13 protein-coding genes are annotated in these 14374 nt (G+C 60.7%); 9 read left to right on the forward strand and 4 right to left on the reverse strand.

Translation table 11 applies throughout. The features are described from left to right. Nucleotides 1–21: 21 nt before the first annotated feature. Nucleotides 22–1518 (reverse strand): divergent polysaccharide deacetylase family protein, encoded by a 1497-nt coding sequence (locus LC334_RS16440; RefSeq protein WP_223413036.1) that lies wholly within the window; start codon nucleotides 1516–1518, stop codon nucleotides 22–24. A 127-nt stretch (nucleotides 1519–1645) separates the two neighbouring features. Between LC334_RS16440 and LC334_RS16445 the strand changes: the two genes are divergently transcribed. From LC334_RS16445 to lexA, 7 genes are all read left to right on the forward strand, one after another. Then, nucleotides 1646–2239, forward strand: a complete 594-nt coding sequence (locus LC334_RS16445; RefSeq protein ID WP_085799696.1) for an anthranilate synthase component II — start codon at nucleotides 1646–1648, stop codon at nucleotides 2237–2239. Next, the gene (gene trpD / locus LC334_RS16450) at nucleotides 2236–3258 is read left to right on the forward strand and encodes an anthranilate phosphoribosyltransferase (RefSeq protein WP_085799697.1); all 1023 of its coding nucleotides are present in this window, start codon (nucleotides 2236–2238) and stop codon (nucleotides 3256–3258) included. The genes LC334_RS16445 and trpD overlap by 4 nt, the downstream gene beginning before the upstream one ends. Continuing rightward, the gene (gene trpC, locus LC334_RS16455; protein WP_085799698.1) at nucleotides 3255–4070 is read left to right on the forward strand and encodes an indole-3-glycerol phosphate synthase TrpC; all 816 of its coding nucleotides are present in this window, start codon (nucleotides 3255–3257) and stop codon (nucleotides 4068–4070) included. The genes trpD and trpC overlap by 4 nt, the downstream gene beginning before the upstream one ends. Beyond that, nucleotides 4071–4547, forward strand: a complete 477-nt coding sequence (moaC, locus tag LC334_RS16460) for a cyclic pyranopterin monophosphate synthase MoaC (RefSeq protein WP_085799699.1) — start codon at nucleotides 4071–4073, stop codon at nucleotides 4545–4547. After that, on the forward strand, nucleotides 4544–5716 hold the full coding sequence (locus LC334_RS16465; protein WP_085799700.1) for a molybdopterin molybdotransferase MoeA: 1173 nt from the start codon (nucleotides 4544–4546) through the stop codon (nucleotides 5714–5716). Before moaC ends, LC334_RS16465 begins: the two co-directional genes overlap by 4 nt. Nucleotides 5717–5880: 164 nt before the next feature. Next, complete coding sequence (locus LC334_RS16470; protein ID WP_176237650.1) at nucleotides 5881–6990, forward strand: hypothetical protein; 1110 nt, start codon at nucleotides 5881–5883, stop codon at nucleotides 6988–6990. Nucleotides 6991–7256: 266 nt separating this feature from the next. Continuing rightward, nucleotides 7257–7958, forward strand: coding sequence for a transcriptional repressor LexA (gene lexA / locus LC334_RS16475; protein WP_085799701.1), 702 nt, complete (start codon nucleotides 7257–7259; stop codon nucleotides 7956–7958). Here the strand turns inward: lexA and LC334_RS16480 are convergent. Continuing rightward, nucleotides 7952–9958, reverse strand: a complete 2007-nt coding sequence (locus tag LC334_RS16480; RefSeq protein WP_223413037.1) for a ComEC/Rec2 family competence protein — start codon at nucleotides 9956–9958, stop codon at nucleotides 7952–7954. The genes lexA and LC334_RS16480 overlap by 7 nt on opposite strands. An 80-nt stretch (nucleotides 9959–10038) precedes the next feature. On the opposite strand from LC334_RS16480, the gene gltX reads away from it, so the two are divergent. Together gltX and gltA are read left to right on the forward strand one after the other, a co-directional pair. Next, entirely contained in the window at nucleotides 10039–11448 is a 1410-nt protein-coding gene (gene gltX / locus LC334_RS16485) for a glutamate--tRNA ligase (RefSeq protein ID WP_085799702.1), read from the forward strand. 74 nt (nucleotides 11449–11522) lie between these two features. After that, nucleotides 11523–12818: a citrate synthase gene (gltA, locus tag LC334_RS16490; RefSeq protein ID WP_085799703.1), complete on the forward strand. Its 1296-nt coding sequence runs from the start codon at nucleotides 11523–11525 to the stop codon at nucleotides 12816–12818. 45 nt (nucleotides 12819–12863) lie between these two features. Here the strand turns inward: gltA and LC334_RS16495 are convergent, their stop codons facing one another. Both LC334_RS16495 and LC334_RS16500 read right to left on the reverse strand, forming a co-directional pair. Then, nucleotides 12864–13571 carry a DUF2161 domain-containing phosphodiesterase gene (locus LC334_RS16495; protein ID WP_223413038.1) on the reverse strand — a complete coding sequence of 236 codons (708 nt, stop codon included), beginning with the start codon at nucleotides 13569–13571 and terminating at the stop codon, nucleotides 12864–12866. Next, complete coding sequence (locus LC334_RS16500) at nucleotides 13572–14351, reverse strand: enoyl-CoA hydratase-related protein (RefSeq protein WP_085799704.1); 780 nt, start codon at nucleotides 14349–14351, stop codon at nucleotides 13572–13574. It lies immediately after the preceding gene. Between the last annotated feature and the right edge of the window lie 23 nt (nucleotides 14352–14374).

Consider the following 14374-nt stretch of genomic DNA (forward strand, 5'->3'; position numbering starts at 1 on the left):
GATGACGACAGTGTTTTGCGGTCACTCGGCCAGCAACACCGCCGATACCGGTGCGATAGCCACCCGGCCCGCACGGTCCTGCAACCCCCAGAGCAACAGCGCGCTGATCGTATCGGCGCGCAAGCGGCCAACCATGACCACACCCTGTTCTTCCTGACCGGCGCGGAACGCCGCCTGATCCAGAAACCGTCGGATCACGGTGGCGCTCTGCCCCTTGGCGTCGAAATCCCGGAACACGCTGACCGATGGCACACCGGCGCGGGCAACAAGCTTTTGGGCGGTATTCAGACCATTGGCGAACATTACTGCACCGTGACCGCTATCAAGCAGAATATCGGCCAGTTGCTCGCTCGCATCACGGCTCGATTGAAGCCCCCTGCCCTGACCTTCCATGATCGCCACCGCCTCGGGCACGCGGGTCAGATAGCTCTGCATCGACACTTCGATATCGGCGGCCGACGCACCCTCGGGCAGATCGATGATGGCCAGAACCTCGAACCCGGCATCGCGGTATTTTCGCATCGCGTCTGTGGCACCCGACCAGCCGGTATCGACCGCAAAGTTCAGGGTGTAGGGAAAGCTTGTCAGCGCATCGAGGTCAATCGGACTGCTGCCATCATCAATCAGGACGATCGACATCAGCGGCTTGTTATCGGGATTTTCGAACTCGGCTGCAAAGCGCTGGATCGGCGGCAATGTGGCATCGTCTGCCTCGGCGGCAGCGCCGTCCTCGGTCTCACCTTCCACGGCAGTTTCTTCCGGCGCGTCGCTGACCGATGGCAACCTGTCCGTGGTCACATTCGTGGCGATGTCTTCGATGATACCAGAATTCGTATCGCCCTCGGTCTGGGCCGCGTCCTCAACCTCGGGCGTGGGCGCGGTGTCGCTTTCAGGCGCATCCGCCGCTTCCTCGGGGGGCTCGACAACAGGCAGCGACAGATCGGCCACCTGGTCCTGCACATCGACCGACGCGGTATTTTCTTCTGTTGCGGCATCGGTATCGTCGGCGTCGGCAGCCTCTTCAGTAAAGCTCGGCGCCTCTTCCGCAATATCGGGTTGAGCCGGTTGTGCCGGGTCGGTCGATATCGAAAGCTCCTCCTCGCTGAGCGGCGCTTCGGGCGCGTTGGCCTGCGGATTGGGCAAGATCGGCGTATCGGTTTCAACCGCGATGCCAGTGCCACTTTCGCCGGTTGCGGGCGTGTTCAACGCCACTTCGGTGTCGTCGGTTTCCGGTTGCGCAGCGCTGGCCCGGTCATCGGAGCCAATCGCGCTCAGGTCATCGGGTTCCGGCGCTTCGATCCTGGCCACGTCACCCGCATCCGGGGTTTCCTGCACGTCTGGCAGATCAGCCTGCGTATCATCGCGTGATTGGTCAAACTCCGACCCGGCAGGTACCTCGATGGCGACCGCCTCGGGTGCCCCGGTTCCCGGTATCTCTGTCAACACCGATGCCGTCCCTACCGCAAGCCCCGAGACCACGATCCCGGCGATCATGCCTGATAAAGTTCCCCGTGCCACTGCCTTCGCCCCTCTATTTTTGCCGTTTTCCCAGCTTTGCGCCCCTTGACGCTGCCTTGCAAGACTGAACAAGTATAGCGCGACCCTATATGGGGCCTCCAGCCCCTCAAAAGCAAGGACTGGCAAGATGCTGCTCTTGATCGATAACTACGACAGCTTCACCTATAACCTCGTGCATTACGTCGGTGAATTGGGGGCAGAGGTCGTTGTGCACCGCAACGACGCGCTGAACGTGCAGGAAGCGATGGGAATGAATCCCGCCGGTATCCTGCTTAGCCCCGGCCCCTGCGACCCCGATCAGGCAGGCATTTGCCTGGCCCTGGTCGAGGCAGCAGCCGAGACCAAAACCCCGCTTCTGGGGGTCTGCCTGGGCCATCAGGCGATCGGCCAAGCCTTTGGCGGTAAGGTAATCCGCCATTCCGAGATCGTACATGGCAAGATGGGCATAATGCATCATCAGGGCACCGGTGTGTTCGCTGGCCTGCCCTCGCCTTTCGAGGCCACGCGTTACCACTCACTGGTAGTCGAGCGCGACAGCCTGCCGGAATGCCTTGAGATCAATGCCGAGCTTGAGGATGGCACGATCATGGGGCTGCGCCACCGTGAATTGCCGCTCCACGGCGTGCAGTTTCACCCCGAATCCATCGCCTCGCAGCATGGTCATGCGCTTCTGAAGAACTTTCTGGATACGATGCCGCAAAAAACATCGGTGCCTGCATGAGCGACGACATCAAACCGCTGATCGGCGCGGCGGCGGATCGTCCGCTGACCCGCTCCGAGGCCGAGGCGGCGTTCAATATCCTGTTTGAAGGCGAGGCCACCCCAAGCCAGATCGGCGGGCTGCTGATGGCCCTGCGCACCCGCGGCGAAACGGTGGATGAATATGCCGCCGCCGCCGCGGTGATGCGCGCCAAATGCAATGCGGTCAAAGGCCCGGCGGGCGCGATGGACATCGTCGGCACCGGCGGCGATGGCAAGGGTACGCTCAACATCTCGACCGCGACCGCCTTTGTGGTGGCGGGTGCGGGTGTGCCGGTGGCCAAGCATGGTAACCGCAACCTCAGTTCGAAATCCGGCGCTGCGGACGCCCTGGGACAGATGGGCGTCAATGTCATGGTCGGTGCCGATGTCGTGGAGCGTGCCCTAGCGCAGGTCGGCATTGCCTTCATGATGGCGCCCATGCATCACCCGGCGATGGCCCATGTGGGCCCGGTACGAGCCGAGCTGGGAACGCGCACGATTTTCAACATCCTTGGGCCGCTTACCAACCCGGCAGGCGTCAAACGCCAGCTTACCGGCGCGTTCAGCCGCGACATGATCCGCCCGATGGCCGAGACATTGGGGCAGCTGGGTTCTGAACACGCCTGGCTGGTCCACGGCAGCGACGGCACCGATGAATTGACCATCACCGGCATCAGCTGGGTTTGTTCGCTGGAAAAAGACGGCAGCATCCGCGAGGCCGAACTGCATCCCGAGGATTTCGGTCTGCCGGTGCATCCTTTCGAGGATATCCTTGGCGGAACACCCGAAGAAAACGGGGTCGCCTTCCGCGCCCTGCTGGATGGCGCGCCCGGCGCCTATCGCGACGCGGTACTCTTGAACGCGGCCGCCGCGCTGGTTGTCGCCGACGCTGCGGGTAACCTGAAATCCGGCGTTGCCATGGCCGCCGAGAGCATCGACAGTGGTGCTGCGCTGGCCAAGATTAACGCCCTCGCCACCCTGACGTCGGAGGCAAAATGACCACGCCCACCATTCTGGAAAAAATCAAGGCCTACAAGCTTGAGGAAGTCGCCGCCGCCAAGGCGGAGGTACCGATGGAAGCGGTCGAGGCCAATGCCCGCGAGGCCGACCCGGTACGCGATTTCAGCGACGCCTTGTGGAGTGCCGCACAGCAGGGCTACGGGCTGATTGCTGAAATCAAGAAAGCCAGCCCCTCCAAAGGACTGATCCGCGACGATTTCGACCCGGCTGCTCTGGCCCGTGCCTATGCCGATGGTGGTGCTGCCTGCCTGTCCGTGCTGACCGACACGCCGAGTTTCCAGGGCGCGAAGGAATTTCTTCCGCAGGCGCGCGAGGCCTGCGATCTGCCGGTTCTGCGCAAGGATTTCATGTATGACCCCTATCAGGTGGTCGAAGCCCGCGCGCTTGGTGCCGACTGTATTCTGATCATCATGGCCAGCGTCGGCGACGCCCAGGCCGCCGAACTTGAAGCCGCCGCGATGGAATGGGATATGGATGTGCTGATCGAAGTGCATAACCTGGCCGAATTGGAGCGGGCGGGCGCGCTGAAATCGCCATTGATGGGCATCAACAACCGCGATCTCAACACCTTTGAGACGACGCTTGATACCACGCGCATGCTGTCGAAACATGTGCCCGTTGACCGGATGATCGTTTGTGAAAGCGGCCTTGCTACCCGCGAAGATTTGGCGGATATGGCGCGTTACGGCGCGCGCAGCTTCCTGATTGGCGAAACCCTGATGCGGGCTGGTGATGTGACCGCCGCCACGCGCGACATTCTGGCCTCGCCGCTGACGCCCGGGGGGATGTAAATGTCTGGCCTCACGCATTTCGACGGCAAGGGCGATGCTCATATGGTCGATGTCTCGGACAAGGCCGTGACGGACCGGATCGCCGTGGCCGCCTGTTACATCAAGATGTTGCGTGAAACCTTTGATATCATTGCGGAAGGCCGCGCCAAGAAGGGCGACGTTCTGGCGGTGGCACGGCTGGCCGGTATCATGGGTGCCAAGAAAACCGCCGATCTCATTCCGCTCTGTCATCCGCTGCCCATTTCCAAGGTCGCTGTGGATCTGACACTCGACGAGACCCTGCCCGGCATCCGGATCGAAGCCACCGTCAAGACCACCGGCCAGACCGGGGTTGAGATGGAAGCCTTGACCGCCGCCAATGTCGCCGCGCTGACGGTCTATGACATGTGCAAGGCTGTAGACCGGGGCATGGAAATCGGCGGCACTCATGTGGTTCTGAAAGATGGTGGGAAATCAGGGCGGTACGAGGCGAAATGATTTCGGTCGACCAGGCGCTTGAGCAGCTTTTTTCGCTTGTATCTCCCATAGGCGCCGAAACCGTCCCACTGACCCAGGCCGTGGGCCGGGTTCTGGCCGCGGATGCGATTGCCAGCCGTGACCAGCCTCCCTTCGCCGCCTCGGCGATGGATGGCTATGCGGTCCCCGGCAACGAGGTGGCGGTTGGCGCGGAATTCGATGTCATTGGCGAAGCGGCGGCGGGGCACGGGTTTAGCCGCGCCTGTGGCCCCGGGCAGGCCATCCGCATCTTTACCGGCGCGCCGGTGCCTCAAGGGGCCACCCGTGTGGTGATACAGGAAGATGTCGACCGCAGCGGCGATCGCATCACCCTGACCGACCGGCTGAGCGGCGGCGACAACATTCGCCCGTCAGGCGCTGATTTTTGCGCGGGCGACAAGTTAAGTGCGCCGCGCCTGCTACGGCCCTCGGATATCGCCCTGCTGGCCTCGATGAACATAGCCGAGGTTTCGGTCGCACGTCGACCGGATGTGGCCCTGATTTCAACCGGCGATGAACTGGTGATGCCCGGCGAGAACCCCGGCCCCGATCAGATCATCGCCTCGAACACGTTTGGCCTCAAGGCACTGCTGGACGGGATCGGCGCCCGCGCCCGTATCCTGCCGATCGCCGGGGACAGCCGCCCGCTGCTGGAAGCGGCGTTCGATCTGGCGAAAGACGCCAACCTGATCGTCACCATTGGCGGCGCATCCGTCGGTGATCACGATCTGGTAGGCGACGTGGCTGAAGATCTGGGGATGCAGCGTGCCTTCTACAAGATCGCCATGCGCCCCGGCAAACCGCTGATGGCGGGCCGGATGGGCGATGCGGTGATGGTTGGCCTGCCCGGCAATCCGGTCTCGGCGATGGTCTGCGGCCATGTCTTTCTGGCGCCTGTCATTCGCGCGATGCTGGGCCTGGGATTACACCCGTCATCCCGGCTAAGCGCCCGGCTGGCGGCTGACTTGCCCGAAAACGGGCCACGCGAACACTATATGCGCGCCTTTGTGCAGGATGGTGAAATTCGCGCCGAAACCCGGCAAGACAGCTCTTTGCTGACAGTGCTGGCAGACGCCAACGCCCTGCTGGTCCGCCCCGTGGGTGATGGCCCCCGCAGCGCCGGGGAAAGCGTCGAATATCTTCCAATCTGACGACCAAACCGGTTATGCCCCGGTTCTCGCCTCTCAAACCTAGGGCACACACCCCATGATTTTTCTACCAGGTCACATAGAGTAATTCTCTTATAGGTTGAATTTAATAATATTTTAACCCGATAAAAGAGAACGTAATACTTTTGGGGTGGAAGAAAATGAACATGAGCGAACGAGGGATCTGGTCCGTTTCGGGTGTTGTTTCACTGGTTTTGATCTTTATCCTTTTTCAGCTTTGGGTCGATAAGAACCAGCGCGATCAGGATCCGACGCAGCTTCCCGACAACGCATCGGTTCAGCGCTATCTGCAATCCAACTGGCCCGATGCGGATATTCTGCTCAGGACAGGCATCTTCATACAATCGCTTCGTTTCGTGGGCTTCAGCGACGTCCACCTCACCGGTTATATCTGGCAGCATTACGAAGATGGCGTTCACGACCGCATCAAACCGGAACCCGGCGAGGTGGGTTTTGTTCTGCCCGAAGGCGTGGATGAGGGAAGTGGCCAGATACGAGAGGCCTATCGCATCCGTCAGGGCAAGGGTGAAGTCATCGGTTGGTATTTCGAGCAGACCCTGCGTCAGACCTTCGACTACACCGATTATCCATTCGACCACAAAACTGTCTGGGTGCGCCTCTGGCCCAAGGATTTTGCCCGCAACATCGTGCTTGTGCCGGATTTCAAGGCCTATTCAGCAACCGGACCCGAAGACGTTTTCGGGATTGAAGAATTGATCGTACTTGGCACCTGGGAGCGTGAGAATACCTTTTTTGATTACAAACCTGCCGACTATGACACCAATTTCGGCATCAAGGCCTATGCGGGTCAGGAAAATTTCCCCGAACTGCATTACAACGTGCTGATCAGACGCAAGTTTGAAAATGCCTTTATCGTCTACATGATCCCGCTATTCGTAGTGACCACGCTTTTGTTCGGCGCGATGATGACGGTCACACGGGAGGCGGGCCTGACCGAGCGCCACGGCGCCAATACCGCAAATGTCATCGGCACCTGTTCGGTTCTGTTCTTTGTGGTACTGCTGGCCCATGTTCAACTGCGCGAGGGCTTTCCGGGCGCGCGGGTCGTGTATCTGGAATATTTTTATTTCATGATGTACTTCCTGTTTCTCGCGGTCTCGATCAACACCTATCTGTTCGCACTGGATAGCGCCCGCGCCTTACGGATCATCCACTACAAGGACAATCTGATCCCAAAAGCCGGGTTCTGGCCGGTTGTTCTGGCCTCGATGGTCATGGTCACGCTATGCGCATAAAATCCGCGGTCAGCGCCAATCCGGTCCGAGCGTTGCGTTTTGCCAACGGCTGATAATTTCTTTGATTTACAGTTCGTTAACCATGATGCCCGTAATTCTGGAAAAGAACAGGTCAGTGGATCACCGGTTTCTTCCCGGCCCTGATGTGCTGATGCGACTGGCAAATGACTATGACGGGACGACAGGTCGGCTTTTTATCCACAGTTGACACAAAACGGGAACATGCGTAGAACAAAGCGAAATACAACGAGCAGAGGACTCCTCAGATGCTGACCAAGAAGCAGTTGGATTTGTTGGGATTTATCCATGAGCGCGTGCAGCGCGATGGTGTTCCTCCCAGTTTTGATGAAATGAAAGAAGCGCTGGATCTGCGGTCGAAATCCGGCATTCACCGGCTGATTACCGCGCTGGAAGAGCGTGGCTTTATCCGTCGCCTGGCGCATCGTGCCCGCGCACTCGAGATTGTGAAGCTGCCGGAAACGCTTGGCGGTGAAGCCATGCATGGCTTTTCGCCACGGGTGATTGACGGCGACAAGCCTGATGCCGCGAAACCCGCCAATGCCCAGCCGGTTGTGGCGACGGCTGCAGTGGATCTTCCGGTCATGGGCCAGATCGCTGCCGGGGTGCCCAAGGAAGCGATCGAACACGCCTCGCATAACGTGGCCGTGCCCAGCAGCATGCTGAGCGGATCAGGTGAACACTACGCGCTTGAAGTTACGGGCGATTCAATGATCGACGCCGGGATCAACGATGGTGACGTGGTGGTGATCCGCGAAACCAGCGCTGCCGATAACGGTGATATCGTCGTCGCCCTGGTTGACGATCACGAAGCGACCCTCAAGCGGTTTTTCCGCAAGGGCACCGCGATCGCCCTCGAGGCAGCAAACCCCGCCTATGAAACCCGCGTCTTCCCCGAAGACAAGGTCAAGGTGCAGGGCCGGTTGGTCGGTCTGATCCGGTCTTACTGAGTATTACAGAGCCGCGCGCCGGTGATCTGGCGCGCTGACACTGTCTTTATCCCTGTCTCGGTGCGGTATAGCGCCAGAGCGCCGGATTTACGCAGAGTCCCCGGATGGATCACCTTGCAGGGCAGATCATGGGGCGGATCGACATTCATCACCACCCAGTCGTGACCGGCACAATCCGTCAATGCCTCGGCCGCGCGTTTGCCGCGTATGGCCGTGATCTTATAAGATGCGGGCAATGTTTCGTTCCATCGCGCCGCCGCCTTCTCCTGTTCGGCGGCATCGCCGTCATTTTCCAGCCAGTTGAGCGCCACAAACCCCGCGCCCCGTGGCTTGCTGAGGGCACGGCCTTTGTCGGTCATCACACCCACCAGGGCGCCGGTATCCGAGATCAGCACATCCGGCCGCATGGTCTGCGACCAAAGCGCGAAGGCCAGCACCACAGGCGCCACCCCGACAAACCGCGCCCGCCCCTGCCAGAGCACCACCACCAGCGCCCCCAGAATCATCATCGGCAGCACGATGGGGTCCGGGCTTACCACCGTGCCCCGGGCCCCCTCGATCCCCGACACCCAATGGGCCACACCCAAGATCCACTGCAGGCCAAGCCCCATAAACCAGAGGCCGATGATCTCCAGACCGAAGGGCAACAGAAACGCCGCCAGCACAGCGGCCGGCATCACCAGCACACCCATCAGAGGCACGCTAAGCAGATTGGCCACAAGGCCATAATGCGCGATCTGGTTGAAATGCGTTGCCGCCACGGGTGCCGTCGCCAGTCCCGCCACCAGCGACGAGATCACGACCGCCGCCACAGGTTTCATCCAGTCCGGGCCAAGCGGAACCCGGTGGTCCCTGATCCAGCCGAACACCGCCACCAGGGCGGTGGTCGCGGCAAAGGACATCTGGAAACCCGGCCCCAGCAACGCTTCGGGCCTGAGGACCAGCACGATCACCGCTGCCACCGCCACCGCCCGCAGGCTGAGCACCCGCCGGTCGAAAAGCACCGCAATCAGCGCCACGGCAACCATCACGAAGGCCCGTTCGGTGGCGACATTGCCGCCCGACAAGGCCAGATACCCGGCGGCGACTGTCATTGCCATAATCGCCGACAGCTTTTTCGCCGGGACCCGTAGGCCGATCACGGGTATGGCGGCAAACCCCAGTCGAAAAACCGCAAAGACGAAGCCCGCCAGCAGCCCCATATGCAGCCCTGAGATCGCCAGAAGATGCGCCAGGTTCGACACCCGCAGCGCTTTCAACGTGTCCAGGCCCATCCCCGCGCGATCTCCAGTCATGATAGCCGCCGCAAAAGCGCCGACTTCTCCGGGCAGCGCCGCCTGAACCCGCGTCGACAGACCTATCCGCGCCTTGAACAGCCATTGCCCGTCCTCGGGCGGGGCGATTGCCAGAAGCGGCGTTCGCGTATACCCTACGCCGCCCAGCCTCAAAAACCATGAATGGCGCTGGAAATCGAATCCGCCCGGCTCAACCGGGCCTCCGGGTGGCGACAGATGCGCCGTGGCAATCACCCTCAGCCCCGGCGCCGGATCAACAAACCCCTGCTGTCCGTGCAACGACAGGCGCACACGCTCGGGCGTCTCGTCAGGCGGGAGGTTCCGCAACACCACCTGATCCAGCGTCAGCCGCAGCGCATCGCTGCCTGAACGGTCGATCCCCACGATCCGCCCTTCCACCGGGCCGTAATAGCGCCAGTCCAGCACCGAGGCCGCGATTTGATGGGCGCGCACCCCCGCAAGGCAAAAGCCAACCGCCGCCAGCGCCAATGCCCAAAGCACAGGCGACAGGAGCATTCCCGCCCAGCGGGCCAGCAAGACAAGCCCCGAAGCACAGGCCACGATCCAGAAAAAACTGTTCACAGCCGGTTCTGATTTAACCCCGAAATAGGTCATGACACCGATCGCCAGACAGACCGGCACCCACGGGAACAAATGCCCCCGCTGCGATAACCTTTCGGTTTGCAACAGATGCCAGATGGCCAAGGCTTGTCACCCCTCTGACGGGTCGGTAGACAGGCGTAAACGCTATCTCCATCACCGTTACTGAAAGGTTAACCTGCATCATGCCGCAGCACGTCGTGACCCGCTTTGCCCCCTCGCCCACCGGATTTCTGCATATCGGCGGTGCGCGCACGGCGCTCTTTAACTGGCTCTATGCGCGGCGCCACGGCGGTGAATTCAAACTGCGGATCGAAGACACGGACCGTGCCCGGTCGACCGAAGCGGCAACCCAGGCCATTCTGAGCGGGTTGCAATGGTTAGGGCTGAACTGGGACGGCGATGCAATCAGCCAGGCCGGCAATGCCGCCCGTCATGCCGAGGTCGCGCATGAATTGCTGGCGGCGGGCAAGGCTTATAAGTGCTTTTCAACGCAAGAGGAAATCGCTGCCTTCCGGGAGCTGGCACAGGCCGAAAAACGCTCGACTCTGTTTCAAAGCCCGTGGCGCGATACCGATCCGGCTGACCATCCCGACGCGCCCTACGCAATCCGTCTGCGCACACCGACCGAAGGCACAACCGTGATCCGCGATCAGGTGCAGGGCGATGTCACCATCCGCAACGACCAACTGGACGACATGATCCTGCTGCGCAGCGACGGCACGCCAGTCTACATGCTGGCCGTGGTCGTCGATGATCACGATATGGGCGTGACCCATGTGATCCGCGGTGACGATCACCTCAACAACACCGCGCGGCAGATGGGGGTCTACACCGCACTGGGCTGGGACGTGCCCGTCTGGGCCCATATCCCGCTGATCCACGGCCCTGATGGTAAGAAGCTGAGCAAGCGTCACGGCGCGCTCGGGGTCGAGGAATATCGCGCGACGGGTTACCCAGCTGCGGGCATGCGCAACTATCTCGCGCGGCTGGGTTGGAGCCATGGCGATGACGAGTTTTTCACCGATGCACAGGCGCAGGAATGGTTCGATCTGAAGGGCATCGGCAAATCCCCATCGCGGTTCGACTTCAAGAAGCTCGAAAATCTTTGCGGTCAGCACATTGCGGCCGCTGACGATGCTGCACTGCTGCATAACATCGCGGATTTTCTGGCAGCAACGGGCCAAGCCGCGTTGACGGCGGATAAGGCAGCGTTGCTGGAAAAGGGCATGTATTGCCTGAAAGAGCGCGCGAAGACATTTCCGGAACTTATTGAAAAAGCACATTTTATACTTTCAGACCGGCCGCTACATCCGGATGAGAAGGCACTTAAGAATCTCGATAATGTATCCCGTGGTATACTGAAAGAATTGACGCCGCATCTGCATAATGCTAGATGGAACCGCGAAGAGCTTGAGGCAGTCGCAAATCGATTTGCCGACGAGCACGACATGAAGTTCGGCAAACTGGCAGGCCCGCTCAGGGCCGCATTGGCAGGCCGGAGCGTAACACCCAGCGTGTTCGACATGATGCTGGTGCTGGGGCAGGAAGAAAGCATTGCCCGGCTCAACGATGCCGCCTGCGAGACTGGTTAACATTCTCGTAAGGCCGACGATTTTATATAGCCCCTAAGCGCGGCAAGCGCGGGCATCAGGACGGAGGATACCGAATGACTGACAGCACTAAATCCGCGACGTTGGAAATTGACGGTAACACCTACGAATTGCCCATCTTTTCACCCACCGCAGGCCCTGATGTCATCGACATCCGCAAGCTTTATGGTCAGGCGGGTGTATTCACTTATGATCCCGGCTTTACCTCGACCGCAAGCTGCGACAGCACGATCACCTTTATCGATGGCGGCAAGGGCGAATTGCTGCATCGTGGCTACCCGATCGACCAACTGGCCGGGAAGTCGCATTATCTCGAAGTCTGTTATCTCCTGCTCTATGGCGAGCTGCCCTCAGCCGCGCAGCTGGAAGACTTTGAAAGCCGCGTGACCAACCACACCATGCTGCACGAGCAGATGCATTTCCTCTTTCGCGGCTTCCGCCGGGATGCGCATCCGATGGCGATCATGGTGGGTGTCGTCGGCGCGCTCAGCGCCTTCTATCACGACAGTACCGATATCAATGACCCGTGGCAGCGCGAGGTTGCTTCGATCCGGATGATCGCCAAGATGCCGACCATCGCGGCGATGGCGTACAAGTACACAATCGGCCAGCCCTTCATCTATCCGCGCAACGACGTGGACTATGCCTCGAACTTCCTGCGCATGTGCTTTGCCGTGCCGTCCGAGGATTATGAGGTGAACCCGATCCTCAGCCGCGCGATGGATCGGATTTTCACGCTGCATGCAGATCACGAACAGAACGCCTCGACCTCGACCGTCCGGTTGGCGTCCAGCTCGGGCGCAAACCCATTTGCCTGTATCGCCGCCGGTATTGCCTGCCTTTGGGGTCCCGCCCACGGCGGCGCCAATCAGGCATGTCTTGAGATGCTGCGCGAAATCGGCACTGTCGACCGCATCCCCGAATATATCGACCGCGCCAAGGATAAGGATGATGATTTCCGCCTGATGGGCTTCGGCCACCGGGTCTACAAGAATTTCGATCCCCGCGCCAAGGTGATGAAGCAATCTGCCGATGAGGTGCTGGAGCTTCTGGGAGTTGAAGACAACCCGACGCTTCAGGTCGCGAAAGAACTGGAAAAACAGGCGCTAGAAGACGATTACTTCGCGGACAAAAAACTGTTCCCGAATGTCGATTTCTATTCCGGCATTATCCTCGAGGCGATGGGTTTCCCCACCTCGATGTTCACGCCGATCTTTGCCGTGTCGCGGACGGTTGGCTGGATTTCGCAGTGGAAGGAAATGATCGCTGATCCGCAACTGAAAATCGGTCGCCCGCGGCAATTATACCAGGGGTCAAACGCCCGCGACTACGTCGATATCGAAAACCGCTAAGAGCGCGCTTCAAATCAGAGCCGCCCACATCGCCGGGCGACTTTTTCATGTCTCGGCGGTCGTGGGGATCGGCGCCGCCGGCACCTCTTGCCCGCCGTATTGCGTCAGAGCTGCTACGCCGACCGGTGTCAGAGCATAAATCCCGGTCCTGACCCGTTCGAACCAGCCATAGTGATCATCCGCCATGACCCGTGTGGCTTTGGCAACCCCTGTAGCTCTAGCGACATCCGAGCCCTTTGATGGCCCGTGCTCTGACAGGTACCGCGCGATCCGTAGCGCATCCTGACGATAGGCCGTGACCAGGCCAGCGCGGGTCGATCCCCCCTTGGTCGGATCGCCGGCACGGCGCTGAAATTCCCGCAAGAGCCGACCCAGCCTGACCTTGGATTTGCGGGGCCTATAGGGCCTGGGGTCAACCAATACCTCGATGAAACCGTCGCGCTGGCGTACTATCATCAGGCCCAGACCCAGCCTGCGGCAGAGCGCGCAGTTATCGCGCATCGCGGCAAAGGCGCGACGGACCGGCCTGTGCGGCACTGCCAGATAGACGGCGTCCGACACCGATTGCCGGGCGACGCCCTGATGCAAAAGGCTGAGCGTGAAGCGGTTCTTCAACTCGATCAGGACCGGCGGTTCATTGCCACGCACGGCCATCACATCGACCGCCCCGATCTCACCTTTGACCTCGTAACCTTGTGCCTCAAGGAACGCCTTCACAGGGGCATAAAGCTCCTCTTCGGGCGGATCGGCCACCTAGCGGCCCTCGTATTGCGCCGGTCGTTTTTCCAGAAAGGCCACGACGCCTTCCTTGAAATCGCGGGTCTTGCCGCAATCGCCCTGCAGCTTGGCCTCAAGATCAAGCTGGCCTTCAAACCCGTTTTCCCAACTGTCGCGAATGGCTCGCTTGAGATTGCCATAGGCGCGGGTCGGCCCCTGTGCCAGTTGCGCCGCGCGGGCACGCCAATGGGCATCGAATTCCGCGTCCGCGACCGCTTCCCAGATCATACCCCAGTCATCCGCCTGCCGGGCGCTAATCGGTTCAGCAAAAAGCGCCGCCCCCATCGCCTTGGCCGCTCCCATCTGGCGCGGCAGCCAATAGCTGCCACCCGCATCCGGGATCAGGCCGATGCGAGTGAAAGCCTGCAGGAAATAGGCGCTTTCCGTCGCGATCACCACATCCGCCGCCAGTGCAAGGTTGGCCCCTGCCCCGGCCGCCGGACCGTTGACGGCGCTGATCGTGGGTACCGGGCAATCCGAGATCGCCCGCAGCATCGGCACATATTCGTCGCGCAGCACGCGCTCCAGATCAATCGCCGCAGCGTTGCCGGTATCGCTCAGATCCTGCCCCGAGCAGAAGGCCTTGCCATTGCCCGTCAACACCAGCACCCGCGCCTTGAGGCCAGCGAACGTGGCTGCATCGGTGATCTCGGCCCGCATCTGCGTGTTGAGCGCATTCATCTTGTCGGTGCGGTTGAGGGTAAGGACAGCCACGTCATCCGCAATGTCGAGCGTAATGGTCTGATAATCCTTCACGGGCAGCTCCCCATTATTGATGC

The organism is Roseovarius aestuarii (genome assembly GCF_019966515.1).
Lineage (GTDB): Bacteria > Pseudomonadota > Alphaproteobacteria > Rhodobacterales > Rhodobacteraceae > Roseovarius > Roseovarius aestuarii.